This window comes from Reyranella sp. (genome assembly GCF_965228225.1).
Lineage (GTDB): Bacteria > Pseudomonadota > Alphaproteobacteria > Reyranellales > Reyranellaceae > Reyranella.
Genome location: NZ_OZ245801.1, coordinates 5,291,263 through 5,317,225 on the forward strand (window position 1 = coordinate 5,291,263; position 25,963 = coordinate 5,317,225).

General features: G+C 67.9%; 24 protein-coding genes and 1 pseudogene. 9 read left to right on the plus strand and 16 right to left on the minus strand.

The window, feature by feature from the left end:
* Nucleotides 1-13 precede the first annotated feature (13 nt).
* Nucleotides 14-577 (plus strand): ATP-dependent protease subunit HslV, encoded by a 564-nt coding sequence (hslV, locus tag ACO07K_RS25640; RefSeq protein ID WP_422032949.1) that lies wholly within the window; start codon nt 14-16, stop codon nt 575-577.
* A gap of 5 nt (nt 578-582) precedes the next feature.
* Nucleotides 583-1,893 (plus strand): ATP-dependent protease ATPase subunit HslU, encoded by a 1,311-nt coding sequence (hslU, locus tag ACO07K_RS25645; RefSeq protein WP_298309785.1) that lies wholly within the window; start codon nt 583-585, stop codon nt 1,891-1,893.
* 336 nt (nt 1,894-2,229) lie between these two features.
* On the opposite strand, the gene ACO07K_RS25650 is transcribed toward hslU, so the two are convergent.
* From ACO07K_RS25650 to ACO07K_RS25665, 4 genes are all read right to left on the minus strand, one after another.
* The gene (locus ACO07K_RS25650) at nt 2,230-3,156 is read right to left on the minus strand and encodes a hypothetical protein (protein ID WP_422032952.1); all 927 of its coding nucleotides are present in this window, start codon (nt 3,154-3,156) and stop codon (nt 2,230-2,232) included.
* 1 nt (nt 3,157) lies between these two features.
* Nucleotides 3,158-7,087: a hypothetical protein gene (locus tag ACO07K_RS25655; RefSeq protein WP_422032954.1), complete on the minus strand. Its 3,930-nt coding sequence runs from the start codon at nt 7,085-7,087 to the stop codon at nt 3,158-3,160.
* A 347-nt stretch (nt 7,088-7,434) separates the two neighbouring features.
* Entirely contained in the window at nt 7,435-7,572 is a 138-nt protein-coding gene (locus ACO07K_RS25660; protein WP_298309780.1) for a hypothetical protein, read from the minus strand.
* Nucleotides 7,569-8,816, minus strand: coding sequence for an MFS transporter (locus ACO07K_RS25665; protein ID WP_422032956.1), 1,248 nt, complete (start codon nt 8,814-8,816; stop codon nt 7,569-7,571). Before ACO07K_RS25665 ends, ACO07K_RS25660 begins: the two co-directional genes overlap by 4 nt.
* 106 nt (nt 8,817-8,922) lie before the next feature.
* Between ACO07K_RS25665 and ACO07K_RS25670 the strand changes: the two genes are divergently transcribed.
* A complete protein-coding gene (locus tag ACO07K_RS25670) occupies nt 8,923-10,446 on the plus strand; it encodes an alpha/beta fold hydrolase (RefSeq protein WP_422032958.1) in 1,524 nt (507 codons plus the stop codon).
* Nucleotides 10,447-10,568: 122 nt separating this feature from the next.
* Here ACO07K_RS25670 and ACO07K_RS25675 read toward each other — a convergent pair whose 3' ends face one another.
* From ACO07K_RS25675 to ACO07K_RS25685, 3 genes are all read right to left on the minus strand, one after another.
* The gene (locus tag ACO07K_RS25675) at nt 10,569-11,888 is read right to left on the minus strand and encodes a TRAP transporter large permease (protein ID WP_422032960.1); all 1,320 of its coding nucleotides are present in this window, start codon (nt 11,886-11,888) and stop codon (nt 10,569-10,571) included.
* Complete coding sequence (locus ACO07K_RS25680; protein ID WP_422032962.1) at nt 11,885-12,397, minus strand: TRAP transporter small permease; 513 nt, start codon at nt 12,395-12,397, stop codon at nt 11,885-11,887. The genes ACO07K_RS25675 and ACO07K_RS25680 overlap by 4 nt, the downstream gene beginning before the upstream one ends.
* An 82-nt stretch (nt 12,398-12,479) precedes the next feature.
* Nucleotides 12,480-13,469, minus strand: coding sequence for a TRAP transporter substrate-binding protein (locus ACO07K_RS25685; protein ID WP_422032964.1), 990 nt, complete (start codon nt 13,467-13,469; stop codon nt 12,480-12,482).
* A gap of 193 nt (nt 13,470-13,662) precedes the next feature.
* On the opposite strand from ACO07K_RS25685, the gene ACO07K_RS25690 reads away from it, so the two are divergent.
* Entirely contained in the window at nt 13,663-15,327 is a 1,665-nt protein-coding gene (locus ACO07K_RS25690) for a SulP family inorganic anion transporter (RefSeq protein ID WP_422032966.1), read from the plus strand.
* Nucleotides 15,328-15,335: 8 nt separating this feature from the next.
* Complete coding sequence (locus ACO07K_RS25695) at nt 15,336-16,211, plus strand: aldose 1-epimerase family protein (RefSeq protein WP_422032968.1); 876 nt, start codon at nt 15,336-15,338, stop codon at nt 16,209-16,211.
* 1 nt (nt 16,212) lies between these two features.
* Here ACO07K_RS25695 and ACO07K_RS25700 read toward each other — a convergent pair whose 3' ends face one another.
* The 3 genes from ACO07K_RS25700 to ACO07K_RS25710 all read right to left on the minus strand — a co-directional run bounded on the left by ACO07K_RS25700 (nt 16,213) and on the right by ACO07K_RS25710 (nt 19,616).
* A complete protein-coding gene (locus tag ACO07K_RS25700) occupies nt 16,213-17,472 on the minus strand; it encodes a sterol desaturase family protein (protein WP_422032970.1) in 1,260 nt (419 codons plus the stop codon).
* Between the two features lie 122 nt (nt 17,473-17,594).
* On the minus strand, nt 17,595-18,725 hold the full coding sequence (locus tag ACO07K_RS25705; RefSeq protein WP_422032972.1) for a helix-turn-helix domain-containing protein: 1,131 nt from the start codon (nt 18,723-18,725) through the stop codon (nt 17,595-17,597).
* A gap of 48 nt (nt 18,726-18,773) precedes the next feature.
* On the minus strand, nt 18,774-19,616 hold the full coding sequence (locus ACO07K_RS25710; protein ID WP_422032974.1) for a helix-turn-helix domain-containing protein: 843 nt from the start codon (nt 19,614-19,616) through the stop codon (nt 18,774-18,776).
* A 109-nt stretch (nt 19,617-19,725) separates the two neighbouring features.
* On the opposite strand from ACO07K_RS25710, the gene ACO07K_RS25715 reads away from it, so the two are divergent.
* The 3 genes from ACO07K_RS25715 (at nt 19,726) to ACO07K_RS25725 (ending at nt 21,914) form a co-directional block, all read left to right on the plus strand.
* A complete protein-coding gene (locus ACO07K_RS25715; protein ID WP_422032976.1) occupies nt 19,726-20,145 on the plus strand; it encodes a hypothetical protein in 420 nt (139 codons plus the stop codon).
* A 22-nt stretch (nt 20,146-20,167) separates the two neighbouring features.
* Nucleotides 20,168-20,563, plus strand: a complete 396-nt coding sequence (locus ACO07K_RS25720; protein WP_422032978.1) for a PaaI family thioesterase — start codon at nt 20,168-20,170, stop codon at nt 20,561-20,563.
* A 100-nt stretch (nt 20,564-20,663) separates the two neighbouring features.
* Nucleotides 20,664-21,914 (plus strand): NAD(P)/FAD-dependent oxidoreductase, encoded by a 1,251-nt coding sequence (locus tag ACO07K_RS25725; RefSeq protein WP_422032980.1) that lies wholly within the window; start codon nt 20,664-20,666, stop codon nt 21,912-21,914.
* Between the two features lie 181 nt (nt 21,915-22,095).
* Here the strand turns inward: ACO07K_RS25725 and ACO07K_RS25730 are convergent, their stop codons facing one another.
* From ACO07K_RS25730 to ACO07K_RS25755, 6 genes and pseudogenes are all read right to left on the minus strand, one after another.
* Nucleotides 22,096-22,785, minus strand: coding sequence for a hypothetical protein (locus tag ACO07K_RS25730; protein WP_422032982.1), 690 nt, complete (start codon nt 22,783-22,785; stop codon nt 22,096-22,098).
* Nucleotides 22,786-22,803: 18 nt separating this feature from the next.
* A complete protein-coding gene (locus ACO07K_RS25735) occupies nt 22,804-23,415 on the minus strand; it encodes a glycine/sarcosine/betaine reductase selenoprotein B family protein (protein WP_422036706.1) in 612 nt (203 codons plus the stop codon).
* Nucleotides 23,301-23,693 (minus strand): annotated as a pseudogene (locus ACO07K_RS25740) (redoxin domain-containing protein); the annotation flags it as partial. The pseudogene ACO07K_RS25740 and the gene ACO07K_RS25735, both read right to left, overlap by 115 nt.
* Before the next feature lie 12 nt (nt 23,694-23,705).
* Entirely contained in the window at nt 23,706-23,954 is a 249-nt protein-coding gene (locus ACO07K_RS25745; RefSeq protein WP_422032984.1) for a hypothetical protein, read from the minus strand.
* A 3-nt stretch (nt 23,955-23,957) separates the two neighbouring features.
* Nucleotides 23,958-24,305, minus strand: coding sequence for a DUF1330 domain-containing protein (locus ACO07K_RS25750; RefSeq protein WP_422036707.1), 348 nt, complete (start codon nt 24,303-24,305; stop codon nt 23,958-23,960).
* Between the two features lie 56 nt (nt 24,306-24,361).
* On the minus strand, nt 24,362-24,952 hold the full coding sequence (locus tag ACO07K_RS25755) for a TetR/AcrR family transcriptional regulator (protein ID WP_422032986.1): 591 nt from the start codon (nt 24,950-24,952) through the stop codon (nt 24,362-24,364).
* Nucleotides 24,953-25,030: 78 nt separating this feature from the next.
* On the opposite strand from ACO07K_RS25755, the gene ACO07K_RS25760 reads away from it, so the two are divergent.
* Nucleotides 25,031-25,951, plus strand: a complete 921-nt coding sequence (locus tag ACO07K_RS25760; RefSeq protein ID WP_422032988.1) for a DMT family transporter — start codon at nt 25,031-25,033, stop codon at nt 25,949-25,951.
* The last annotated feature ends 12 nt before the right edge of the window (nt 25,952-25,963 follow it).

The following is a 25,963-nucleotide window of genomic DNA, read 5'->3' on the forward strand; positions in this document are numbered from 1 at the left end:
CTATTTAGGGCGCATGTCTTCCGCACAATCAGACAGTTCCTCCGGTCCCGGCTGGCATGCCACGACCATCCTCTCGGTTCGCAAGGACGGCCAGGTCGTGATGGCCGGCGACGGCCAGGTGTCGATGGGCCAGACCATCGTCAAGGGCAACGCCAAGAAGGTCCGCCGGATCGGCAACGGCCAGATCATCGCGGGTTTCGCCGGCGCCACGGCCGACGCCTTCACCCTCTTCGAACGGCTCGAGGCCAAGCTGGAGCGCCATCCCGGCCAGCTCCTGCGCGCCGCGATCGAGCTCGCCAAGGACTGGCGCACCGACCGCTACCTGCGCAAGCTCGAGGCGTTGATGGCGGTGGCCGACAAGGATGTCTCGCTGCTGCTGTCCGGAACGGGCGACGTGCTGGAGCCGGAAGGCGGCATCATCGCCATCGGCTCGGGCGGCAATTACGCGCTCTCCGCCGCGCGGGCGCTGATCGACGTGGAGGGGCTCGACGCCGAGGCGATCGCCCGCAAGTCGATGAAGATCGCCGCCGACATCTGCGTCTACACGAACCACAACGTCGTCATCGAGAAGCTCTGAATCCCATGAGTAACGACTTTTCCCCGCGCGAGATCGTCTCCGAGCTCGACAAGCACATCATCGGCCAGCAGGAGGCCAAGCGCGCCGTCGCCATTGCGCTGCGCAACCGCTGGCGCCGCCTGCAGCTTTCCGATTCGCTGCGCGACGAAGTGCTGCCCAAGAACATCCTGATGATCGGCCCGACCGGCGTCGGCAAGACCGAGATCGCGCGCCGCCTGGCCAAGCTCACCAACGCGCCGTTCCTCAAGGTCGAGGCGACCAAGTTCACCGAGGTCGGCTATGTCGGCCGCGACGTCGAACAGATCGCGCGCGACCTGATGGAAGCCGCCATCGAGATGGCGCGCGAGAGCCTGCGCAAGGACGTGAAGGCCAAGGCCGAGCTGGCGGCCGAGGACCGCGTGGTCGAGGCGCTGTGCGGCGCCAATGCCAGCGAGGAGACGAAGCTGCGTTTCCGCCATAAGCTGCGCGCCGGCGAGCTGGACGATCGCGAGATCGAGATCGAGGTCGCCGATTCGGGCGGACCGATGCAGTTCGAGGTGCCGGGCCAGCCCGGCGCATCGGTCGGCATGATCAATATCGGCGACATGCTGGGCAAGGCGTTCGGCGGCCGCACCAAGAAGCGCAAGATGACCGTGGCCGAGAGCCATCAGACGCTACTGCGCGAGGAGAGCGACAAGCTGCTCGACCAGGAGCGGGTCGTCCGCGAGGCGCGCGACATGGTCGAGCAGAACGGCATCGTCTTCATCGACGAGATCGACAAGATCACCGCGCGCAGCGAGTACCGTGGCGGCGGCGACGTGAGCCGTGAAGGCGTGCAGCGCGACCTGCTGCCACTGATCGAGGGCACGACCGTGAACACCAAGCACGGGCCGGTGAAGACCGACCACGTCCTGTTCATCTGCTCCGGCGCCTTCCACCTCGCCAAGCCCTCGGACATGCTGCCGGAGCTGCAGGGCCGCCTGCCGATCCGCGTTAGCCTGGCCTCGCTCAGCCAGGAGGATTTCCGCCGCATCCTGACCGAGCCCGAAGCCAGCCTGGTCAAGCAGTACAAGGCGCTGATGGCGACCGAGAAGGTCGAGCTCGACTTCACGACCGACGCGATCGACGAGCTGGCGCGCCTGTCGGCCGACATCAACGAGACGGTCGAGAATATCGGCGCCCGCCGGCTGCACACGGTGATGGAGAAGCTGCTGGAAGAGATCAGCTTCACCGCCTCCGACAAGCCGAACACCAAGATCGAGATCGACGCCGCCTACGTGCGCACGCATGTGAGCGAGCTGGCCAAGAACGCCGATCTGTCGAAGTTCGTTCTGTAAGACCCACCTCCCCATTCAAATGGCGAGGTGGCCCGCAGGGCCGGAGGGGTCATGGGCCGAGCAAAGCTCGGCCCGTTGAGTGACAGGCTGCGGCTTGGTTACAAGCCGCGAGACGCCACCACCTCGCCATTTGAACGCAGGGCTATCGCATGTGACTCAAAGGTCCCTCACTGCGTTCGGGATGACAGCACTTGCTGTATCGATGCACAGCGCCAACCCAGGCAAGATTGTCATCCCGAACGAAGTGAGGGACCTTTCGCTTCCTCGAAAAAAGTGAACTGCAGCGGCTCTTCGGGCAACATGCGATAGCCCTGTCATTTAGATGGGCAGGTGGAGTCAGATCGGCTTCGGCTCGGCCACCACGATGTCGACGTTGATGAACTGACGCCGCGACATCGAGATCGTGAAAGCGTTCTCTTCAGGGTCGAAGGGTAGGTCGTTGGCGCGCGTGGGCTGAAAGCCCCAGCTCCAGTACTGCAACGCTATCATTTCGTTGTCAGCGGGGTTCGGGCTGTTTCCGCTGGTCGTGACCGTGGGGGCTGACACCAGGCGCCCAGCATGCCTGGTCAACCCGGTCGGCCCGAACCGTTTCATGTCGGCAACCAGAACCACGTCGTGGGTCGCGCTCTTGTTCAGCGCCTCCAGCAGTTTTTGCCGGTCCCGCTTGTCGGCGGCCGACAGGTCGGACACCGCGGCGTAGAGCCCTGAATCCTCGAACAGCTTGACGAGGGCGCCGGTGGTTAGGCTGACCAGTTGGTTGAACTCTCCCGTCACGCTGAAGACGGCGTGCGTCGCCTGCTCGATGCCCGCCAAGAGCAGCCAGTCGGCATGGGAGAGCAGAAACAGATCCCGGGCGCGTTCGTCCGAACCATATGCCGCGCGGATGGCTTCGGGATAGTCGAAGGCCCGAAACGTATCGGACATCGTCGCCTCGATGTCGCCGATGCTTGCCTCTCCCGTCGCGTAGAGATCCAGGCCGAATTGAACGGCGACATCGGGAAAGCGGCGAAGGACCGAATTCAGGAAGGCCGCCGGCAGGCACCATCCATAAGCACCCTGCCGCAGCGTCTGCGGCGCATCGACCAGGGCTCTCAGGCGTTCGGCGAACTTGTAGGGAGCGAGCTTGTACTGGGGCGTGGTCTGCCTTTCCAGCCACGCTTCGATGGACGCTTTCGCCTGGATGCGTCGTTGCGCCCTGGGCACCACCACCACCGGCGGATCGTCCCAGCCCAGAAGCTCCTTGAGGCTCTCGATGATCTCCATGTCAGCGCTTCCCCGGCTTGAGGTGCGGCGCCAGCGTGACGCCCAGCCCGTCGCGCAGCGCCTTGCGCTTCTCCGCGCCGCGCCGCTCGATGGCCTTCTTCTGCGCGGCGACCGCTTGCAGCCGCGCCTTCTTGGGCGGCAGCACGAACTTGCCCGCGATCTTCTGCGGCACCAGGTCGGCTGGCTTCACCGGCCTCATGCCGGGAAGTCGAACCGAACCCGGCTTCGGCACCGTTGGCTTGGCTCTCGACGGCGGCATCGCAACCGTCTCGCCGAAGAAGGTGCAGGCCGTTTCGAGGCGACTGCCCCCTGGCAGCACGACCGCCACGACCAGTGTGTTCAGGCCTTCCTGAATTTCGCTGCCGTTCAGCAGGCATGACAGCACGATGCCGCCGACGGCCTGGTTCGCCTGGCGTCCGATCTGCGTGAGCGTGAGCGGACTGCCGAAGCGCCGGTCCGCGCGCTTGGCCGGTGTTCGTCCGGGCAGCGCCGCCTTGCCCTTGGGCGGCGCGAGCGGCGTGCTGCCGGGAGGGAGCTCGACCGGGCGGATGGACGCGCGCTTCGCCGCGATTGCCGCGAGCGAGGCAGCCGCCCTTCCGGGCGCGTTCCTGGCGCCTTTCGCGGGAGTCCGGATCGCGCCCCGGTATGGCCGCAGGTCGAGTTCCAGACGGGGGTCGTAGGTGCCGGGGACGGGCCTCAGCACTGGCGGTGCCGTCGTACCCGTCTCGGTCACGGCGAAGGACGAGAGCGGCAGTTCCCGTCCGTTGAGGAACACGCTCACGACGGAGGGGCGATCGGGCTGATCCTCGACGGCGGCGGGCGACAGGCCCTCGACCTCGATCCGGATGCGCATCGAACCGGCGGCGGCGCTGCCGCTCGTGGGGGAGAGGATCTTGACGCTGCGGGGCGCCGCTTCCAGCTCCGCGCGCTGGACGCCGAGCCGTGCCTGGGCGGCCGCCTTGTTCGTGCGCTCGGTCTCGGCCGTCTGCAGGCGTGCCTCGCCGGCGAAGGCGGAGGCGAGGGCACCCGCGGCATCCCGGACTGCATCCTCGAAGGCGTCGAGCTGGCGGATGGCCGCCCGCAGCCCGTCGACCACCGCATCGATCGGCACGTCGATCCGGCCCAGCAGGAGACGGTGGCGCGTGCCGAGGACGGTGACGTCGAATCCCACGTTGATGTGAGGATCGCGGCCGAGATTGTCATATATCGCGTCGGTCAGCCGGTTCAGCAGCAGGTTGCCGATCTGCTCGGCGAGATCGCGCCTGGGATCGAGGTCGCGGACATCGTCGATCAGCGAATCGATCTCCTCGGCGACCTCGCCCACGATGTCGAGCACGCCATCGAGGACGTCGTTGTCGAGTGCGCTCTCGACGGCGCTGCGCGCGGCCGCCCGGATCGCCCCCCGCACGGAGGCCGGTGCCAGCGTGCGATAGACGTAGTTGTCGTCGAGGACGGCGAAGGCGTCGTCGATCACCTGGTCGGCGAGGCGAGCCTTGAAGGTGCGGCGGCCCGACGGCGTGGCGAGTGGCGCCAGCGCGCCCAGGAGATCGTCGACCGCCCGGTCGAAGTCGCGCGCGACCCGGTTGGCCAGGCGTTCGATCTCCGCTGCCAGCCGGCCGATCTGCTGCTGCAATTCCTCGAGCGCCTGCCGCGTGTCTTCGTACCATTGCTGGATCTGCGCCCCCGCCGCGTCGATGACGGCCGAAAGCTCGTCGAGGATCTTTCGGCCGATCAACTCGACCAGCTTGATGACGAACTGCAGGAAGCGCTCGCCGCCCACCGAACCCAGCTCGGTGGCCAGTTCCATCATGGCCTCGGCATTGGGCAGGAAGGCGCTGTCGGCCAGCTGGCGCATGAAGGAAGCACTGGCATCGACCGGCACCGGATCGATGACCCGGTACATCAGCGCGCGGATCTTCGCGCGCTGGCTGTCGCTCAACGGCCCCAGCACCTCGCCGCCGATGCGCAGGGCGTCGGCGGTGAGTTCGGCGATCTCGCTGACGGGCACCGGCAGGTTCGCCGCGCGCGAGAGCTGGCGGACGATGCCGTTCGGCGCTTCCACATTGTCGGCGAGGCCGTTGAGGATGCCCTGCATCTGGCGCTGCGCCTCGGCGATCATGATGTCGGCGGTCGCCACCAGGCTGCGGCCGACCAGCTTCATCAGGATTCCCGAGAGCGCTTCCTTGAGGCGCTCCCGGTCCGCGCCGCGCCGGCTCCAGTCGAGGGCGGCGCCGAACACCGTGTCGAGCGTGAAGTCCGTGGTCGGCAGGAAGACCTCGTCGAAATAGGTCTTCACGTCGGGCCGCGACAGGAGATTTTCGCGCAATACCGGAGCCAGCTCCTGATGGATCTGCGTGCCGACCAAGCTGCGCAGCGATGCGGCGATGGCTTCCAGCGTGGCCTGCGCGTCGGGCCGTCCGCCGGCCACGACGGCGCTGCCGATGTTGCGCAGGAACGTGCGGGCGACGTCGTTGGCCAGGGTGCCCAGCGGGCCGGTCATGGCGCCCAGGAAGCGATCCACCCCCGGGTTCTGCTGGCGCAGGAAATCGAGCGCCGCATCGGCGGTGAGGAACTCGACCAGATGGCCGAGCTGCAGCGCGCCCGTCGGCGCGGCGGCGAGCGACGCCCGAATGTGATCGCGGACGACCTGGGGCGGCTGGACGGAGAGGCTGCCCTGGAACGGCGCATGGACCTGGCGCGGCGGCAGGCCGATGATGCGGAGCGAAGCATCGGCCCGGGTCACGCGCCGCGCGGCGACGAGGGCGAGCTGGGCGGCCGACCAGAGCACGGCGATGAAGCGCTGCGTCGGCTGGTCGAGCGTGCTGCCGGCCATCGCCGTCGCGAGATCGACGATGCGGGTGACCAGCGTATTCCAATAGGCCTCGGTCGCGGGCGCGCCGTCGAAGGGCTCGGCCGGAAAGCCGTCGAGATGATCCGACAGGGCACGCCGCGCCGCGCGTGCCGCCCGCCAGCGGGCGTTGAGCGGCGGCGCCATCCAGTCCTGCATGGCCGTGCGCAGCGCCTGCAGCGCGGCATCGGTCAGGCCTTCGAGCAGGAAACGCTGGCCCTCCTCCAGGGCGACCTGGGCGCAGCGCAGCGCGACCTGTTCCGCGCCGGCCGCATTGGCCTGCGGCGCATTGACGGCGATGAACTCGCCCAGCTCGTAGGCGGTGCGCAACGCCATCTTGAAGGCAGGCCGCGCCGCCTGCAGAAGCGCCCGCGAGGTCGCGTCGCCGGCGGGAAGACCGGCGGCCGCTTCACGGCAGGCGCCGTCCACCAGCACGTCGACCGAGCGCGCGACGAAGCGGCTGAAGTCGGCGAACTCCATCGCGGCGAAGACGCGGAAGCCGGCGCCGGCCTTCAGGCCGACGCCCATGCCGGCCACGATGTTGAAGCCGGGTTTGATGTTGCGCGAGGGCTGGGCGATCGCCGTGCCCGTGACGACGAGCTGGGCGTAGGCCTGCGCGGTCAGGGCCGCCTTGGCATAGAGGCCGGCCTTGATGTCGATCTCCGACAGGAACACCCGCAGCAGCTCGACTGGCAGGCCGCGCATGTTGGAATCGGTACCGGCCAGCTCGAGGAAGTCGCCGACCTTGAGGCCGAGGCTGACCTGGACCGCCGCCGCCAGCTCGGCGATGGCCTGCAGGCGGACGGCGAAGCCGATCTCGCCGAACAGGTTCATCGGCACCTGGATCTGCGCCGCCACCGAGGCCGTGGCGCTGGCCTGACCCGAGAGTTCGGCGCTCAGGAACCTGCCCACGCCGGCATCGACGTTGGCGAGGGCGGAGATGCCGAGATCGAAGTTGATGCCGCGATTGATCTGCGCGCCGGCGGCGATGGTGACCTGGGCGCTGCCGCCGGCCTGGGCCCAATCGGTGGCGACCGTGCCGCCCGCGGCAAACACGTCCTGATCCAGTCGTACTGTCGGCATTCGTCGCGCTCCCCCCGCCCTGAGCAGGCGTGAGGTTAGCTGCTCCTCGTCACAGGCAATAGGCCGCGATCAGGTCCACGAGATATGCAGGCCCGTTCAGCCCCCACAGAACGAAAGACACGACCGTCGCGGCCGCCTCTCCCTCGATCGCGTGTTCGTTCCGACCCTGCGTCCCGGCGACGTCGTCAGGCCGCATAAACGAAACAAACGAAATAAACGAAACAATCGAAGCGAATGTCGCACCCCTGAATTCGGGGTCAGATCCCTCGGTATTTGCATGGAGTGTGCCGCGGGGCGGGCGCGGCCTGCTCAAGGAATCCCTCCCCATCCGTATGGGAAGGCGAGAATCAAAGGCAATAGGCCGCGATGAGGTCCACGAGATAGGCGGGGCCGTTCAGCCCCCACAGGACGAAAGACACCACCGTCGCGGCCGCGACCAGGCTGGCCAGCCCCCACAGCAGCACGGGACGCCAGCCGGCCGTCATGCCGGCTGCGGGAACGCCGCCGGGCGGATCAGGCGCTGCTCGACGATCGGGTAGTGCAGCGCCGCCGAGACGAGGCCGAGCGCGATCGAGATCCACCACATCATGTCGTAGTTGCCCTGCAGGTCGAACAGCCGCCCGCCGCCCCAGCCGCCGAAGAAGCTGCCGACCTGGTGGCCGAAGAAGACGATGCCGTTCAGCATGGTGACGTGCACCGGCCCGAAGATGTAGCCGACCAGCGAGGTGGTGAGCGGCACCGTGCCCAGCCACAGGAAGCCCAGTGCTGCCGCAAAGATCAGCACCGAGGCCGCCGACAGCGGCGCGATCACGAAGCCCAGGAAGACCAGCGACCGCAGCAGGTAGAGCGTCGACAGCAGGTTCTTGCGCTTGAACTTGTTGCCCATCGAGCTCCACAGGATGGCGCCGGCGATGTTGAACAGCCCGACCATGCCGATCGCCCAGCCGCCGAGTTCGGCCGGCGACAGGTCGATGCCGAACAGCGACAGGCCGATCCCCTTGTCGGAGATGTAGGCCGGCAGATGGCCGCCGACGAAGGCGACATGGAAGCCGCAGACGAAGTAGCCGACCACCAGCAGCACGAAGCTGCGCTGCGCGAAGGCTTCGGACAGCGCCGCGCCGGTGGTCTGGTTGCCGCCGCTGCCGCGCTTGGAGGCCGCGATCTCCTTGCGGTCGTTGAGGCCGAGGGGCAGCACGATCATGATCAAAGCGAGGATCGTCAGCGCCCACATGGTGGGCCGCCAGTCGCCGAAATAGTTCTGCAGCACGGCCGCCAGCGGCACGATGAAGAACTGGCCGAACGAACCGCCGGCCGAACAGATGCCCACCGCCAGCGCCTGCTTGGCGGGCGGCGCCACGCGCAGGATGACGCCCAGGACCGGCCCGAAGGTCGCCGCCGACAGGCCGATGCCGACCAGCACGTTGCCCAGGATCAGCATCAAGCCGTCGTGCATCGTGGCGGTGACGATCATGCCTAGGACATAGATCGCGCCGCCGCCGGCGATGGTCGGTGCGGAGCCGAACCTGTCGGCGAGCCGGCCCGAGAAGGGCGCGATGGCGCCCATCAGCAGCATCGACAGCGCGGTGCCGAAGGAGAAGAGCTCGCGGCCGACATGGAGTTCGGCGGAGATCGGCTTGAGGAAGATGCCGAAGCTCTGGCGGACGCCGAGGCCGATGGTGAGGACGAGGAAGCCGCACCATACGGCGGTCCAATAGGAGCGTTGGGTCATGGCCGCAAACTGAGGCGGCATGCAACGACTGGCAAGGTGTCCTGCCTTATGGTTTCCATAGAATTACTTCATGCCGTCACAAGCTTCGATGTGGCAGAACATATCCATGGTGCGACTGCGGTTCCTGGGCGGGTTGGCAGCATTCCTGATCGTTTTGGCAGGAAGCGCCGGGGCGGCGCCGCGACTGGACCGCGAGCGCTGCACCTTCAAGCCGCCGCGCGGCGACCGGGTCGAATGCTTCGTGCTGACGGTGCTGGAGAACCGCGAGCAGCCGCAGGGCCGCGAGATCAAGCTCAAGGTGGCGATCCTCAAGGCCAAGCGGACCGCCGGCCTCGAGCCGATGATCTACCTCTCCGGCGGGCCCGGCGATTCGCCGCTGGTTGCCTCGACGCCGGGGGCGGATGCGCTGAGCGAAGGCGACTGGTGGAACGAGACGGCCGCCATCCGCCGGCGGCGCGACGTCGTGATCCTGAGCCAGCGCGGGGCCGGCGGATCGACCCCCAACCTCGACTGCTTCGATACGCGCACCTCGGACCCGGCGAAGGCGCGCCGCCGCGCCGTGACCGAGCAGCAGGAGCGCGAGATTCTTTCGCGCTGCCGGACCGGGCTGGACCGCCGCAAGATCGACCTCGGCATGTACACGACGCCGGCCCTGGCCGACGACGTGGCCGACCTCGCGGCGGCGCTGGGCCAGAGCAAGATCAACATCTACGGCGTGTCCTACGGCACCAGATGGGCGCTCGAGGTGATGCGGCGGCATCCCGACCTGGTGCGCGCGGCGGTTCTCGACGGCGTCTATCCGCCCCAGGTCAACGGCGAGCAGAACGAGCCGGCGATCGTCCGACGCGCCTTCGAGCAGCTCTATGCCGACTGCGCCGCCGATGCCGTGTGCCGCGAACGCCATCCCACCCTGCGCGCCGCCATCGAGGGCCTGATCGACGCGGCGGAGCGCACGCCGCTCGAACTCGCGCTCACCCTGGAAGACGGCCCGCATCCCACGCGCCTCGATGGTACCCAGGTGCTGATGGTGCTGCTGAACATGATGCGCGAGGGCGAGGTCGCCGCCATCCCCGAGACCGTGGCGGCGGCACAGCGCGGCGACCTGCGCCTGCTCAAGCTCTACGCCGAGGATCTCGAGACCAACGATGGCGGCCTGCTCGAGCAGAACGCCCAGCAGTTCGACGGTCTCTACAATAGTGTCGAATGCCGCGAGACCTGGCCCATGGTCGATCGCACGGCGCGGCGCAAGGCGATCGAGAGCAACGGGGTCTACGGGCTGAACGCGAGGTCGAGCAAGTCGCCGACCTTCTGTCCGGTCTGGAGGGTCGCGCCCGCGCCGGCCACGGAACGCCAACCGGTGAAGTCGGAGGTGCCGACCCTGCTGCTGAGCGGCGGCTACGACTGGCTGACGCCGCCCGCCTGGGCGCGCGAGGCCGCGAAGACCTTGTCCGCCTCGCGCAACCTCGTGTTCCGGGCCCAGGGCCATGGCGTCGTCGTGCAGGATGCCTGCGCCGCCCGGCTGCGCGACGCCTTCATCGAGGACCCCAACCCCAAGCGCGCTTTGCCCTGCCGCCCCGACAAGGCGCCGAACTTCACCGCCGCCTGGGACCGCGTGCGCAACATGCCGTGAGGGCGCTGTCATCCTGAGCGCAGCGAAGGATCTCACGCCAGCCGGGGAGTCCGTTGGTCGTTCCGCTAGGTCCTTCGCTGCACTCAGGACGACAAGGCAGACGACGGACATTCAACGAACGGCTACTTCAGAAGCTCCGGCGCGATGAGGCGGGGCAGGAAGAGGGCGATGTCGGGCCACACGATCATCGCCGCCAGCACCACGACCATCGGCACCAGCATGATCAGCGTGTCCTTGAGGGCGACGCGCAGCGGCACGCCGGCGACGGCGCAGGAGATCATGAGGCAGAGCCCGTAGGGTGGCGTCACCAGCCCGAACGCCAGCGACACGATCGCGACGATGGCGAAGTGGACGGGATCCATCGACACCGACTTGGCAAGCGGCTCCAGTACCGTGCCGACGATGATGATGGCCGGGATGGCGTCGAGGAAGCAGCCCACGACGAGGAACACGAAGGCGATGAAGAAGCCGACGCCGATCGGGCCCATGCCCCAGGTGGTGACGTTGGCCAGCAGCTCCTGGGGAATCCGGTAATAGGCCAGCAGCCAGCCGAACGCGGAGGCGGTGCCGATGCAGAACAGCGCCACCGAGGCCAGCTTGCCGGTATCGACCAGCGCCTTGTACAGCTCCTTCGGCCCCATCTCGCGATAGACGAAGATCGACAGCACCGCCGAATAGAGCACCGCGACACAGGCCGATTCCGTCGCCGTGAACCAGCCGGCCAGGATGCCGCCGACGATGATGACGGGCGTCATCAGCGCGGGGATCGACACCCAGATCGAGCAGAGGAGCTGACGGAACGTCCCGCGCGGATAGGTCGGATAGCCGCGCTTCACGGCGTAGACATGCACCGTGGCCATCTGGGCGCCGGCGATCAGCAGGCCGGGCACGACGCCCGCGAGATAGAGGGCGCCGATCGAGGTCGAGATCAGGCCGCCCCACACGATCATGAGAATCGACGGCGGAATGACCACCGCCAGCACGGCGGAGACCGCGGTGATGGCGATCGAGAAGGAGAGGTCGTAGCCCTCGCGCGTCTGCGCATCGATGAAGATCTTGCTCTGGCTGGCGGCATCGGCGGTCGAGGAGCCGGAGATGCCGGCGAAGAAGACCGAGAGGACCACGTTGATCTGGGCCAATGAGCCCGGAAAGCTGCCGACGATGGCGCGCGACAGCGCCACCAGCCGGTCGGTGATGCCGCCGACGCTCATCAGGTTGGCCGTCAGCAGGAAGAACGGCACGGCGAGCAGGATGAAGGAGTTGTAGGCGTTGAAGGTTTCCTGCGCGAGCATCATCGTCCCGAGCCGCGGTTCGAGATAGAAGAGCGGCAGGCAGGCGAGTCCGAGCGCGAAGGCCACCGGCACGCGCAGCACCAGCAGCACGAAGAAGCAGCCGAACAGGATCGAGGCGGCCTGGCCGGCGGAGAAGAGCGAGCCGGTCATGTCGTGCTCCCGCCGAACAGGATGCGGGCTTCGTCGTAGAACTGCTCGCCCAGGAAGACGATCCAGGTGACGGCGGCGACGGGCCAGGCGATATGGATCATCCAGAGCGGCAGGTCGGCCAGCTCCGAGGTTCGGTACCAGGCGAAGCCCGTGAACTCGATGCCGCCGACCACGAACACCAGGGCGAAGGCCAGGATGCCAAGTCGCGACGCGATTCGGACCGCGGCCTCGCCGCGTCTCGGCAGGGCCGGCCAAACGTCGACTTCGAAGTGCGAGGCTTCGCGCACGCCGATCATGGCGCCGATCATGATCATCCAGATGAACAGGAAGCGCGCCATCTCCTCGGTCCAGATATAGGCCGGGATCAGCGCGGTGTAGCGCGAGATCATCTGCAGGGTGACCGGGACGATGATGATGGCGACGGAGAAGGCCAGTAGGCCGGTCAGGAATTTGGCATAGGCGGCCGTGAACCGGCGCCAGAGGCCGGGTGGCGAGGCAGGAGACTTCATTCGGAAACCGTCCGGAAAAACGCACCCGGCTTCGGACCGGGAAAAGGCGCGGCGAAGCCCGTGGCTGCGCCGCGCGTACGGATCAATTGGTGGCGACGATCTGCGTGAAGATGCCGTCGGCGCCGATCTCCTTGGCGTAGGCAGCCATCACCGGGTCGACGAGCTTCTTCATCTCGGCGCGGTCCTTGAACGGGATGCGCTTCAGCTTGCCGGCCTTCTCCAGCGCCGCCAGCTTCTGGTCGTCCTCGGAGCTTTCGACCTGACGGCCATAGGCACCGGCTTCCTTGCCCGCCTTGACGACGGCATCCTGCAGGTCCTTCGGGAGGGACTTGAAGGTCTTGCCCGAGAAGCAGACCGGCCGGATGGTGATGGCGTGCTCGGTCATCGCGAGATTGGGCGCCACCTCGTAGAACTTCATCGACTCGACACCGGCGGCCTCGTTCTCGCCAGCCGAGATGACGTTGTTCTGGATGGCGTTGTAGACCTCGTTGTAGGCGATCACCGTCGGCGACATGCCGGCCGCGGCGAAGGTCTTCGACCAGATCGGCGCGCCCTGGACGCGGACCTTCAGACCCTTGATCTCGGCCAGGTTGCTCACCGGCTTGTTGACGAAGATGTTGCGCACCCCGCCGCCGGCATAGCCGACCAGCATGACCTGGGCCTTCTGCGCGATTTCGTCGGCCACCGGCTTCAGCAGGTCGAGATCGAGCACCTTGTTCCATTGCGCGAGGTCGCGGAACAGGAACGGCGCGTCGATGAAGGGTGCCGCCTTGGAGAAGGTCGACATGTGGGCCGGCGAGACGATGGCGTAGTCCACCGCCTTGCCCTGCGCCATGTACTCGAAATACTGCTTCTCCAATCCCAGCGACGAATTGCGGTGGAGCACGAAGTTGATCGGCTTGCCGTAATACTGCTTCACCAGCTCCTCGAACTTCAGCAGCGTCTTGTTGAAGGCATGGTCGTCATTGAACTGGACCGCGCCGTTCAGCGTCAGCGGCGCCTGGGCCTTGGCGATGAACGGGGCCGCGAGAGTCGAGGCGGCGATACCGCCCATCAGCAGTCTGCGCTTCATGTCGTTTCCTCCGAAGGCCCTGTTTTGGTTCTGAGACCGGGACCCTGCGCGAACTATGCATGCGTTTGGGATGAGGCGCGACCGAGTTGTCAGACAACATGCCGTCTTTTTCGGGAGGCTGGTCCGGACTTTGCGTCGGGTTGTGCCGGTGCGCGTTATTCGATATCATCATAACACACAAATATCCTGTATTATGTCCCTCAATACCCCTTCCGCGAATTTCCTCGCGAGATTCGACGGCCCCTTCGTTCCCAAGCTCGTCTCGGTCCTGCGCGAGGGCTACGGGCTGGCGGCCCTGCGGGCCGATGCCGTCGCCGGCCTCACGGTTGCGATCGTGGCGCTGCCGCTCTCGATGGCCATCGCCATCGCTTCGGGCACCACGCCGGAACGCGGCCTGTTCACGGCCATCGTTGGCGGCTTCCTGATCTCGGCACTGGGCGGCAGCCGGTTCCAGGTCGGCGGCCCCGCCGGCGCCTTCATCGTGCTGGTCGCAGCGACGGTCGCGCGTCACGGGATCGAGGGCATGCTGCTGGCGACCCTGATGTCCGGCGTCTTCCTGATGGCGGCCGGTGCTCTCCGGCTCGGCACCTTCGTCAAGTTCATCCCTTATCCGGTCACGGTCGGGTTCACGACCGGCATCGCCGTCATCATCTTCGCCAGCCAGATCAAGGACCTGTTCGGCCTCACCCTGCAGGGCAAGGAGCCGGGAGAGTTCGCCGCCAAGCTCGAAGTGCTGGCGGGCGCGGCCGGCACGGTGAACGCCGCCGCCGTCGCCCTGGCCGTCCTGACCATCGGCATCATTCTCGGCCTCCGGAAGCTGCGGCCGCACTGGCCGGGCATGCTGGTGGCCGTGGTGGCCGGCTCGGTCGCGACCTTCGCGCTGGGCCTGCCGATCGAGACGATCGGCAGCCGTTTCGGCGGCATCCCGTCCATGCTTCCCGCGCCCAGCCTGCCCGACATGTCGCTGGAGAAGATGCTGGCCGTGTTGCCGGATGCGCTCTCCTTCGCACTGCTGGGCGCCATTGAATCGCTGCTGTCGGCGGTGGTGGCCGACGGCATGACGGGCCGCCGCCATCGCTCGAATTGCGAACTGGTGGCCCAGGGCGTGGCCAACATCGCCTCGGCGCTGTTCGGCGGCATCTGCGCCACCGGCACGATCGCCCGCACCGCGACCAACGTGCGCGCCGGCGCGCGCGGGCCGGTCGCCGGCATGCTCCACTCGGTTTTCCTGCTGGCCTTCATGCTGCTGGCCGCGCCGCTCGCCGCCTATATCCCGCTGGCCGCCCTCGCCGGCGTACTGGCGGTGGTCGCCTGGAACATGGCCGAGAAGCATGAGTTCATGACCCTGCTGCGCTCCTCGCGCGGCGACGCGGTCGTGCTGCTCTCGACCTTCCTGCTCACCGTATTCCGCGACCTGATGGAAGGCATCGTGGTCGGCACGGCCCTGGGCGTCATCGTGCTCATCCAGCGCCTGACCGCCACCGCGGGCATCGTGGCCCAGCCTGCCCGCGCGCCCTTTGCCGCCGACCTCGTGACCGACCCGCGGGTGATCGTCTATCGCCTGTCCGGCGCCTTCTTCTTCGGCACGGCCTCGACCGTGGGCGCCGTGCTCGACAACATCGCCGACCAGCACAAGGCCTTCGTCATCGACTTCAGCGCCGTGCCGTTCGTCGATTCGACGGCGGCCAACGTCATTGCCGGCGCCGGCCGAAAGGCGGCACGGCATGGCGTCCGGGTCTATGTCACGGGCGCCACGCCGTCGGTGCGCCACGCGCTGCTGCGGGCCGGCGCCGGACGGCCGCAGGTCCGCTACCTGCCCTCCGTCGACGATGCCGTTCGCGAGGCGCATCTGCTGTAGGATGGCTCATGGCCTCGCCCGTCCCCATCTCCTCCGTCTCGATCGCCACCGCCGCGCTCAGCGCTGAAATCTCCGCCACCGGCGCCGAACTCGTGCGTCTGCGGGACGGATCCGGCGCCGATCTCCTGTGGGACGGCGATCCCGCTTTCTGGAACGGCCGTTCGCCGCTGCTGTTTCCCATCGTCGGTGAAGTGAAGGGCAACCGGCTCAACGTGGCCGGCAAGGCCTATGAAATCGGCCGGCACGGCTTCGCCCGCACGTCGACCTTCGCGCTGGTCGGGTCCGACGCCGCGTCCTGCACCTGGCGCCTCGAGTCGAGCGAAGCGACGCGCCGCCAGTATCCCTTCGCGTTTCGGCTCGACGTCACCTACCGGATCGAAGGCGCGACCCTGCACATGGAAGCCCGGGTCACCAACACCGGGACCGAGGTCATGCCGGCCTCATTCGGCTTCCACCCGGCGCTGCGCTGGCCGCTGCCCTACGGCAAGTCGCGGGCAGCCCACCAGGTCGTCTTCGAGCAGGACGAGCCGGCGCCGATCCGACGGCCGGTCGACGGCCTGCTGAGCGCCGCGCAGTTTGCGACGCCGGTCCTCGACCGGCATCTCCAGCTGCACGACGATCTGTTCGAAGACGGCGCGCTGGTCTTCGACACGCTGGCGAGCCGCAGCATCCTTTATGGCGAAGCCATCCGCGTCGACTTCCCGCGCATGCCCCATCTCGGCATCTGGACCAAACCGGGTGCCGGCTATGTCTGCATCGAACCGTGGCAGGGCCATGCCAGCCCCGAGGGCTTCGACGGCGAGCTGGCCGACAAGCCCGGCGTCGTCACCATTGCGCCGGGCGCGACGGAGACATTCGCGATGTCGATCGCCCTCGTGCGCTGACTCACCTCAGGGCAGCAGCCAGCGCCCCGGCGCTGCGCCACACCTGCTTCTGGCAGATGAACAGCACGCAGCCTTCGATGGTCAGCGTGTCGGCGGTCGGCCGACGCAGGGTGGCGCGGTAGGTCTGGCCGTCCTCGGGATTGTAGATCCGGCCCTCCCAGCCGCCGTTCGCGGTGCGCGCGAGCCCCGACAGGATCGACAGGCCGACGAGCGGCCGCGTGCGCTGGGAAGCGTCGGCATTCTGGGTGTCGAGGCGTGGCCGGCCCTTGTCGTCGACGCCGTCCCACAACCAGCGGACGGTGCCGCACAGGCCCGGTGCGTCCCTGCAGGGCACGATCTCGACGACGGCCGCCGCGCCTGGGGTCACCCACCGTCCCACGGGGCCGTCCTCGGCACGGACCGGGTCGGCGGAAAGAAGAATGCCTCCGGCCATCACGCACGCCAGCGCGCGTGCCAGCAGGCGCCCCGCCCCGACCGGTGCCGTGGTGGCGGCGGCCGGTGAGACGATCGCCTCGAACTTCCGGCGGTAGTCCGGATGCTCGGTCCCCATCAGCTTGTCCCACCAGCGGAAATAGAGACCGTAATTGTAGCGCCCGGCTTCGTGATGCAGATCGTGATGGGTCGTGGTGTTGTTCCAGCCCAGCCACCGGCCGGGACCGAAGGCGGCGGAATGCACCTCGGCGCCGGCATGTCCCATAACGTTGCGCAGGATCTGCACGATGCCGAAGGCCAGCAGGCCGAGCCCGTGCATCGGCACGACGAGCAGGAAGAGCGGGACGAAGGCGCCGTGCACGACCGCCTCGGGGATGGCGAAGGAATAGGCGGTCCACGGCGTTGGCGTACGCGACAGATGATGCGTGCGATGGAACAGCGCGAACAGGCGCCTGTGGTGCATGGCACGGTGGGCCCAGTAGAAGTAGGTGTCGTGGGCCACCAGCATCAGGGCGAGCGACAGGACGAGGTAGAGCGGTCCGGCCTGGCGGAAGTCCTTGTAGATCGTGATCCAGCCCTGATGGTCGCCCACCGCCACGAGGGCGCCCAGCAGCGAAAAGATGAACGCTGTCCGCATCGACGCCAGCAATTCGCGCCGTCGCTGGCCTCGGGCGGGATCGCGGGCCTGCAGCTTGCGGCGGGCCAGACCGGCTCGCCAGAACAAAGCGAGGATCGTGGCCATCAGCGTGGCGGCCACGAGGTAGCGGGCGGTGTCCATGGCCCAGACCGTGGGCCAGGCAGACAGGTAGACGTGCCAGAGTTCGTTCATCGATCGCCCCTCCATCAGGCGTGCCCAATGCCTAGGAGGAGGCGGCGGAAGGATCGCGCCGAAGGTGACAATCGGCGATCCGCGGCGAAAAACGGCTCGCCGATTCCGGAATCGGCGGGAAATCAGGCGCCGTCGCGGCCTTCGGCGGCCTTTCGGTACTCGGTCGGGGTCATGCCGGTGTCGGCCTTGAAGGCGCGGTTGAAGGGACCGAGCGACTGGAAGCCCGAATCGAGGGCAATGGTCAGGATCGGGACGTCGGCCTGGCCAGGATCGGCCAGCGCCTGCTTGGCGTCGGCCAGGCGGTGGCGGTTCAGGTACTCGTTGAAGTTCCGGTAGCCCAGCCCGCGGTTGATGGCGCGTCGCAGCCGGTACTCGGGCAGGCCGAGCCGGCCGGCCAGGACGCCGATGGTCACCCCCTCCTGGCGGTAAAGCCTGTCGACCGACATCAGCCTTTCGAGCGTGGCGAGCAGGGCCGGGTCGGCGGGCTCGTCCTCCGCTGCCGCCTCTGCGATCGGCGGGTGAGGGGGCAGGCTGGCGGGCGAGACGGTATCGACGGCCGGTCCGACTGCCACCGGGCCGAGGACGGAGTCGAGGTCGGCCTGCAGGAGCAGCAGGGCGATGATGGCCGCGATCGCGACCAGGGCGCCCGAGTTCAGCAGGTGCAGGGTCATCGGGACCTGGTCGGGGCCGATGACCAGCTCGGCCGTGACGGTGACGGCGATGTGGAGGGCCACGGCGATCAGGATGAACAGGCGCAGCCGCCGCCGGCCTTCCACCAGATCGCTGCCCCAGCCCCGCACCGTCTGCGCCAACGCCAGTAGCGCCAGCAGGATCACCGCGCCGCGCACGAGCACGCCCAGCAGCCAGTGCGAGGTGAAGCCCGCACCCAGCAGATGGGCCACCGGCCAGACGACCAGGCCCAGCCAGACCAGCGCATGCCAGGGCCTCAGCCGGAAAGAATCGTCGAACATCGCCTGGGCGAATAGCCAGAACACGGCGGCATTGCCGGTGCAGAGCAGCAGGACCGGGGCGAACCAGACCGGCGGATCATGGGGCCCGGGCGAGGAGCAGACGGCGTAGGCGGCGGCGCCTACGGCCAGCAGCGCGCCGAGCCAGCCGGCAGGCCGGCCCTGGGCCCGTCGCAGCGTCGCAGCCGCGACGATCAGGAGCAGCGCAATGCCCGCGCCGCGCAGGGCGATGTCGAGCGTGACGAGGATGCCGGGGCCGCCCATGGTCGGCGACGTGATTAGCATTTTGCCGCGGTCACGCCACCCGCCCCGCGCGGCGGGCCGGCTGGCCCTTCAGCGTTTCGCCGCCAGGCTCCTGAACAGCGCGTCGCTGCGGTCGTCGGCGGGGAAGAAGCTCTCGACCCGGACTTCCTGCAGGGTGATGTCCTGCGGCGTTCCCAGGGTGGCGATGGTGGTGAACACCGAGAGCGCCTTGCCGCCCACCAGATAGTCGACCGTCAGCACCGGCCCGGGCCGCTCCTCGAAGCGCAGCTTGCGGAACGAGGCGGGCACGTCGGGATAGGCCATGATCTCCTCGATGAAGGCGAGCGCCCGGGGCTCGCCGCCGGCCGCCAGGATCTCGGCATAGGTCGTCGACACGAGATAGCGCGCGACTTCCTCCCAGTTGGAGATTTTCAAGCGCAGCGCCTTGGGATCGAGAATCCAGCGCAGCAGGTTGGGTGCCTTGCCCGGTGGCGGCGGTGGCGGCATGCCCTCGAACAGGAAGACGGTGAAGGCGTTGGCTGCCTCGTTGGCCTGCAGCAGGTTCCACAGCCGGTCGATCACGACCGCGGGGTAGGGCTCCTGCTGCTTCAGCATGAAATCGATGGCCCGGCGCACTGGTGCGAGTTCGGGCGCGGCGAGGTTGCTCTCGCGATAGGCCGGCGCGAAGCCCGCCGCCAGCAGCATCTCGTTGCGCTGGCGCAGCGGCACGTCGAGCGCGGTCGAGAGCTGGACCACCATCTCCCGGCTGGGGCGGGCGCGACCCGATTCGAGGAAGCTGACATGACGCTGCGAGACGCCGGACTGCAGCGCCAGCGCGAGCTGGCTGGCGCCGCGGCGGCGACGCCAGGCGCGCAGCATTGGACCGAACGTGTCGGCAGGAGGAGAGGACACCGAAGCGGGAGTTGTACTCATGGCGCCAAGCCTAACACCGGCCCGCGGGCCCGCCGATTACCTCGTGCGTAATTGAGAGACCGGTGGGGGAATGCGATCTCCCGGTCGTCCGCAACCAAAGGAGGACGACATGACCGCTTCATCCGATCGCCTGCTTCGCCGCACGCTCTGGGCCAATGCCATACTGTCCGTGGGCTCCGGCGCCGTCCTGGCGGCCCTGGCCAGTCCGTTCGCGGCGATGGCCACCCACGCGCCGCTCAAGGTGCTGGGCATGGATCTCGCCCTCGTCTTGGAACTGCTGGGGCTGGGCTTCGTGGCCTTCGGCGCGGTGTGCGGCTGGGTCGCGTCACGCCCCGACATGCCCTTGGGCTGGGCGCGGGCGATCTTCCTCCTCGACGCCTCCTGGGTTGCGATCAGTGCCGTCATCCTGATGCTGCCGGCTTCCTGGACGCTGACCGGCATCGTGGGCATCGTCGTGGTCGCGCTGATCGTGGCCGACCTGGCGATCCTCGAGTATCTCGGCCTGCGCCGCATCGGCACCGCCCACTAGACGCCGACGAGAGGAAACGACCATGGACAAGCTTCAGCTCCTGAACGACATCAAGCTGCCCTTCGCCGAGCTTCTGGGGCTGAAGTTCACGGAAGCGAGCGAGACCGGGGTGAAGGCCGAGATGGTCGTTCGCCCCGAGCTCTGCACGCGGCCGGCGATCCTGCACGGCGGCGCGGTGATGGCCTTCGCCGACACGCTGGGCGCCGCCGCCACCGTGCTCAACCTGCCCGAGGGCAAGGGCACCACCACGATCGAGAGCAAGACCAACTTCGTGGGGCCGGCCCCGGTCGGCAGCACGGTGATCGGCGAGACCACGCCGGTCCATCGCGGCCGCCGCACCATGGTGTGGACCACCCGCATCACCACCGCCGAGGGCAAGCTCGTGGCGGTGGTGACGCAGACGCAGATGGTGCTTTAGACAAGCCGCCTCTGTACGGACACGCGGCGCTGGAGCACTGTCGGGCCGTCGCGTCATGCCTTCAGCCTGGCTGGACGCACCTGGAACAAGGAGCAGTCTTATGGTCCGGCCGCGTATCGTCATCGTCGGCGCGGGCTTTGGCGGCCTGAGCGCAGCGCATGCCCTCTCTGGTGCCGCGGCCGACGTCACCGTCATCGACCGTCGCAACTACCATCTCTTCCAGCCGCTGCTTTATCAGGTCGCGACCGCCGGACTGTCGCCGGCACAGATCGCCTCGCCGATCCGCGCCATCCTGCGTCGCGCCGCCAACGTGCGTGTGGTGATGGGCAAGGTGTCCGGCGTCGACATCGTGCGACGGACCGTCCGGGTCGACGACCGCGAGATCCCCTATGACCAGCTGGTGCTGGCGACCGGCGCGCGTCATTCCTATTTCGGCCACGACGAGTGGGAGCGTGTGGCTCCCGGGCTCAAGAAGATCGACGACGCCACCGCCATCCGCCGACGCATCCTCACCGCCTTCGAGCATGCCGAAGCAGCCGAGACGCAGGAGGCGCGTCGGCGATTTCTCACCTTCGTGGTGATCGGCGGCGGGCCGACCGGCGTGGAGATGGCGGGTTCCATCGCCGAGCTGGCGCATGTGGCGTTGCGGCACGATTTCCGCACCATCGATCCGCGCGAGGCGCGCATCCTGCTCGTGGAGGCGAGTCCGCGCGTGCTGGCGGCCTTTCCACCGGTGCTCAGCACGGCAGCGCGCGGCGCATTGGAGCGGCTGCATGTCGAAGTCCGCCTCGGGATGCCGGTCTCCAATTGCGACGAGGCCGGAGTCACGATCGGCGAGGAGCATGTGCCTGCCGCCACCATCGTCTGGGCGGCCGGGGTGGCCGCTTCCGCGGCGGCCGACTGGCTGGGTGCCGAGAAGGACCGGATCGGTCGCGTTCCGGTAGGCGCCGATCTCACTGTGCCAGGCCATCCCGAGATCTTTGTCGTCGGCGACACGGCGAGTGTGGCCGGGAAGGACGGCCAGCCGCTCCCTGGCCTCGCGCCCGTCGCCAAGCAACAGGGCACGTATGTCGCGCGCGTGCTGCGGGCGCGACTGGCTGGGAAGCCAGCGCCGCCACCGTTCCACTATTACAACTACGGGACCATGGCGACCATCGGACGCCGTTCCGCCGTCGCGGACTTCGGCTGGTTGCGCCTCGACGGCACCCTGGCCTGGCTGATGTGGGGACTGATCCATATCTCGTTCCTGATCGGCTTCAGGAACCGGCTGATCGTCATGCTCGACTGGATGTGGTCTTACGTGACCTTCCAGTCCGGTGCACGGCTGATCACGGGATCGGAGCAGAACTAACTGCGGGTCGGGTCGACCTTGTCGAGAGTCTCGATGAACAGCCCGACGGGCGGGCGTTTGCGGAACGTGTCCTCGAACAGCTTGGCGGCCGAATTCCTTCGCCGCCTGTGCGGTCGACACGCCGATCAAGGCCAACAGGTGCCGCAATGACAGCCTTCAGCATGAAGACCTCCGCGGGTTTCTAGCCCTTCGCCAGCCGGTACCGCTCTGTTGCAGGAATCAAGGTCAGGTTGCCCAGGATCCGGTGCTGCGGGTCTTCGCTCGCGGCCAGCCTGGGCTGGAGATCGAGCAGCGCCCTGCCGAACAGCGTCTCGTCCCACAGCCAGGCCTTGCGCTTCTTCGATGTGCCGGGATCGGGAAAGGCCGAGGCCGCCTCCAGATAATAAGCCCGCAGATCGTCGACCGCTTCCTTGAGCGTTTGCGCCGACGGCAGATCGCCGGCCAGGGCGGCGGCGAGCAGCGCGCCGGCCGCCGGCATGTCGAGGCCGGAGACGCCCACGGTGGTGCGGCCGGTTCGGGCGACGCTCTGGTCGTGCCAGGTCGCCAGACGGTCGATCTCGGCTGCCAGCGTGTCGGTCGCCTGGGGCGCCAGGTTGATCGGGCAGGCCCAGCCGGTGAAGTCGGCCTCTTCGCCGACGTGCTCGGGATAGTCGGCGATCAATGGCCCGTCGGTACGCTCCAGCAGCGCCGCGGTCGCGCGCAGCACGCGTCGCTGAAAGTCCGCATCGTCGGGAATGCCGAGCGGTCGGCCGAGTTCGAACGTGACCCAGAGGGCGCGCGGCGGACGGATGGTTTCGGTGTGCTCCCGCACCAGGCTGATGCTGGCGGTCGGAATGCCCTGACGTTCGAGGAAGTGTCCCAGCGCGCCCACGGCGCGCGTGCAGGCGGGTCAAACGGGGACGAGCAGGGCGGCGTCGATGGCATCCTGCTTCAGCAGGCCGGCGAGATGCTGGGCATGCGGCTGGGCCGCATCGGGCGGAAAGGCGCCCATGAACGAATAGTGCATCGACGCCATCGAGCCGACGACGCCCTCTTCGACCAGCTCGCGCAGCCGGTCGATCGGGAAGGCGACGTTGTGATCCTGCTGGAAGCCGGTGCGATCGAAGTTCACCGAGATGTGGCTCATGACCAGGTCGCGCGCCGGAGTCTCGGCCGGGATGACGCGGTAGCTGCCGTCGCCGGGGCGGAACGGGCGGTCGCCGCGCCGGTGCAGGCCCGCCGTCGAGATCAGCGCGACCCGGCGCTGGCTGAGCGGCTTGCCGGGCAGCGCCGGCGTGTCGTCAAAGGTGGGACACTCGATGCGCCGGAGGTGGTGGGCCTCGACTTCCGGCATGTCGCTGAGACGTCTGACCATGCGCTTGTTTCCCCTGGTGCTTCCGCGTGGCCTCAGCCCGCAACGATGTCGCGCAAGAGCGCGACGGTAGGTTCCGGTTCGGGCCTGTATTTGTAGTCCACGTCGGCTTCCACCGAGCGCACGATGCCCTCGCCGTCGACGACGAATCGCGCGGGAACCGGCAGCTGCCAGGAGGCGTCGCCATTGCGCAGCGGGAGATCGATGCCCAGGCTCAGGTAGACTTCTCTGAGGTCGTCGGGCAGCGCGAAAGCGAGGCCAAAGGCTTCCGCGACAGCGGATTTCTCGTCCCAGACGATCGGGAAGGTGAGTTTCTGTTTGGTCGCCATGTCTGCCGTGCGCACCGGCAGTTCAGGCGAGATCACGACGAGGCTGGCGCCAAGGCCCGCGATGTCGGCGTACACGCTTTGCAGAGCATCCAGCTCATGCCGGCAGTAGGGTCACCAGGACCCTCGGAAGAAGGACAGGACCAACGGCCCACCGGCCAGGAGGTCGTCCGAGTCGACACGACGCCCGCCGTGATCGGCCAGCGCAAAGGCTGGCATCCGACCGCCGACCGGCACGATGCGGTCGAGAATTCCCGTACGACGCAGATCTTCGGTGGCCCTCTCCATGATGGCCTGCTTGTCTGCGGGAAGCCGCGCCGCGCTGGCCGCTCGCATTGCCGAGAGTTTGTCTGCCAATGACATTGCCTACTCCTTGCTTCTGGTTTCGCTGAGGTTGCTGTAGGTCTGGTGCGTGGCGACGATCGCGTGGTCGCTGCAGCCGTTCTCGCGTTCGACATTGGCCGCCGCGTATTCGGGCGACCTCATCATGGCGAGGAACGCGGCACGCGAGGGATAGCGGACCAGCGCCACGTAATCCCAGCGATGCCGGTCCGGTTCGCCCAGGGCTACCGCCTCGGCCTCGCCGGTCCAGATGATGGTGCCGCCCTGGGCCTTGATCAGTTTTATGGTGAGCGCGCTGTAGCGCAGATAGGCGTCCCAGCCGCTGCCCTTGCCGTCGAGCGAACGCTCGCGGAAGCGCATCAGGTTCAGCATGACCACGGGGGCGTCGTCCGGCAGCGCGCTCAGGGCGGCGTCGTTGAGATGGTCGATCAATGGGGCCTCCCCAGAAGGTCGAGCGCCGGCTGGACCACCGCTTCCAGGGTCCGCCGGCGTGCACCGGTGCGCGACAGCACGCGCATGCCCATCAGCACGCCCAGCAAGTGGATCGACAGGGATTCGGCATCGGTGCCGCGGGGCGCTTCGCCGGCCTCGATCGCGGCTTCGACGTTGCGCCGGAAGAACGCGCGGATCTCTTCGAGATAGCCGGTGACGACGCGGCCGAGCTCGGCGTCGTGCGGCGCCACGTCGAGCGCCGAATTCACCAGCAGGCACCCCTTGCAGTCGGGATCCTTCAGCGAACGGTCGATCACCTCGGCGAGGAAGGCCCGGATCGCCTCGGGCGGACGGTGACCGGCTTCGAGCCGTGCGATGCGCTCGCGGGTCGAACGGTTGGCGTAGCGTTCGAGGACGCGCTCGAACAGGGCGCGCTTACCGCCGAAGGCATTGTAGAGGCTGGCGCCGCCGATCCCCATCTCGCGGGCAAGGTCGCGCACCGACGTGGCCTCGTAGCCGCGGTTCCAGAAGCAATCGACGGCGGCATCGAGCGCGCGGTCCTCATCGAATTCCCTCAGGCGTGCCATTTAGGCATGAAAGCGCAATTATGGAGCGAGTGCACTAAAATTCGTGTCCGACTGGCCCGCCGCGTGCTAGCGAGTGGTATGGCCTATTCGACACCGGCATGGGTTACCCGCGACCACTGGGGATTCCTATGCGGGTCCATCATGGCGCTCGGGGCCTCGCTGTCCTTCGCCTCGGCCCGTGCGGGCATCCTGGGCGGCCTGGGCGCCGTCGACATGATCTTCGCCCGCTACATCGTGGCCGGCGCCATCATGCTGCCGCTGCTCCTGCGCTATGGCGTAAGGGACTTCGCGGGCATCGGCTTCCGCCGCGCGCTCATCCTCACGTTCCTGGGCGGGGCGCCCTTCGCCCTGTTGCAGACGGGTGGCTATGGGTTTGCGCCACTGGCCCATGGCGCGGTAATCGCGCCCTCGACCGTCACCATCGTCAGCACGATCGGCGCGGCGGTGTTCCTGCGCGAGCGCTTGAGCCGCAACCACCTGATCGGCGCCGCCATCGTGTTGATGGGCATCTTCCTGATCGGTTGGGACGGGCTCACGCAGCCGGCGGGCGAACGGGCCTGGCTGGGCGATCTCCTGTTCTTTGCCTCGAGCGTGCTGTGGGCGGGCTTTACCCTGCTGCTGCGGCACTGGCGGCTTCCGGCGTTGCAAGCGACCGCCGTCGTGGCCGTGCTGTCCTTCCTGATGACGACGCCGCTCTATCTGGCGGTGATGGGCATCGCCCACCTCCAGGCGCTGCCGCTCGGCATGCTCGCCTTCCAGGGGCTGGTGCAGGGCGGACTGCAGGGCGCCATCACCATGATCGCCTACAGCCAGGCCGTGATCTTCCTCGGCGTGAGCCGCGCCGTGCTGTTTCCGGCCATCGTACCCGCCCTGTCGGTATTGGTCGGGATTCCAATCGTGGGTGAAATTCCCGGCGCGCTGCAGATCGGCGGCCTCTGTCTGGTCACGCTGGGCCTGCTCACGACGGTCGGAACGTTCCGGCGGCTCGGCCTGCGCTGAAGCAGCAGCCGT

Coding starts and splice junctions, on each gene's coding strand:
- hslV (WP_422032949.1), top strand. CDS start 14: ATGTCTTCCGCACAATCAGACAGTTCCTCCGGTCCCGGCTGGCATGCC.
- hslU (WP_298309785.1), top strand. CDS start 583: ATGAGTAACGACTTTTCCCCGCGCGAGATCGTCTCCGAGCTCGACAAG.
- ACO07K_RS25650 (WP_422032952.1), bottom strand. CDS start 3,156: ATGGAGATCATCGAGAGCCTCAAGGAGCTTCTGGGCTGGGACGATCCG.
- ACO07K_RS25655 (WP_422032954.1), bottom strand. CDS start 7,087: ATGCCGACAGTACGACTGGATCAGGACGTGTTTGCCGCGGGCGGCACG.
- ACO07K_RS25660 (WP_298309780.1), bottom strand. CDS start 7,572: ATGACGGCCGGCTGGCGTCCCGTGCTGCTGTGGGGGCTGGCCAGCCTG.
- ACO07K_RS25665 (WP_422032956.1), bottom strand. CDS start 8,816: ATGACCCAACGCTCCTATTGGACCGCCGTATGGTGCGGCTTCCTCGTC.
- ACO07K_RS25670 (WP_422032958.1), top strand. CDS start 8,923: ATGGTGCGACTGCGGTTCCTGGGCGGGTTGGCAGCATTCCTGATCGTT.
- ACO07K_RS25675 (WP_422032960.1), bottom strand. CDS start 11,888: ATGACCGGCTCGCTCTTCTCCGCCGGCCAGGCCGCCTCGATCCTGTTC.
- ACO07K_RS25680 (WP_422032962.1), bottom strand. CDS start 12,397: ATGAAGTCTCCTGCCTCGCCACCCGGCCTCTGGCGCCGGTTCACGGCC.
- ACO07K_RS25685 (WP_422032964.1), bottom strand. CDS start 13,469: ATGAAGCGCAGACTGCTGATGGGCGGTATCGCCGCCTCGACTCTCGCG.
- ACO07K_RS25690 (WP_422032966.1), top strand. CDS start 13,663: ATGTCCCTCAATACCCCTTCCGCGAATTTCCTCGCGAGATTCGACGGC.
- ACO07K_RS25695 (WP_422032968.1), top strand. CDS start 15,336: ATGGCCTCGCCCGTCCCCATCTCCTCCGTCTCGATCGCCACCGCCGCG.
- ACO07K_RS25700 (WP_422032970.1), bottom strand. CDS start 17,472: ATGAACGAACTCTGGCACGTCTACCTGTCTGCCTGGCCCACGGTCTGG.
- ACO07K_RS25705 (WP_422032972.1), bottom strand. CDS start 18,725: ATGCTAATCACGTCGCCGACCATGGGCGGCCCCGGCATCCTCGTCACG.
- ACO07K_RS25710 (WP_422032974.1), bottom strand. CDS start 19,616: ATGAGTACAACTCCCGCTTCGGTGTCCTCTCCTCCTGCCGACACGTTC.
- ACO07K_RS25715 (WP_422032976.1), top strand. CDS start 19,726: ATGACCGCTTCATCCGATCGCCTGCTTCGCCGCACGCTCTGGGCCAAT.
- ACO07K_RS25720 (WP_422032978.1), top strand. CDS start 20,168: ATGGACAAGCTTCAGCTCCTGAACGACATCAAGCTGCCCTTCGCCGAG.
- ACO07K_RS25725 (WP_422032980.1), top strand. CDS start 20,664: ATGGTCCGGCCGCGTATCGTCATCGTCGGCGCGGGCTTTGGCGGCCTG.
- ACO07K_RS25745 (WP_422032984.1), bottom strand. CDS start 23,954: ATGTCATTGGCAGACAAACTCTCGGCAATGCGAGCGGCCAGCGCGGCG.
- ACO07K_RS25750 (WP_422036707.1), bottom strand. CDS start 24,305: ATGCTGAACCTGATGCGCTTCCGCGAGCGTTCGCTCGACGGCAAGGGC.
- ACO07K_RS25755 (WP_422032986.1), bottom strand. CDS start 24,952: ATGGCACGCCTGAGGGAATTCGATGAGGACCGCGCGCTCGATGCCGCC.
- ACO07K_RS25760 (WP_422032988.1), top strand. CDS start 25,031: ATGGCCTATTCGACACCGGCATGGGTTACCCGCGACCACTGGGGATTC.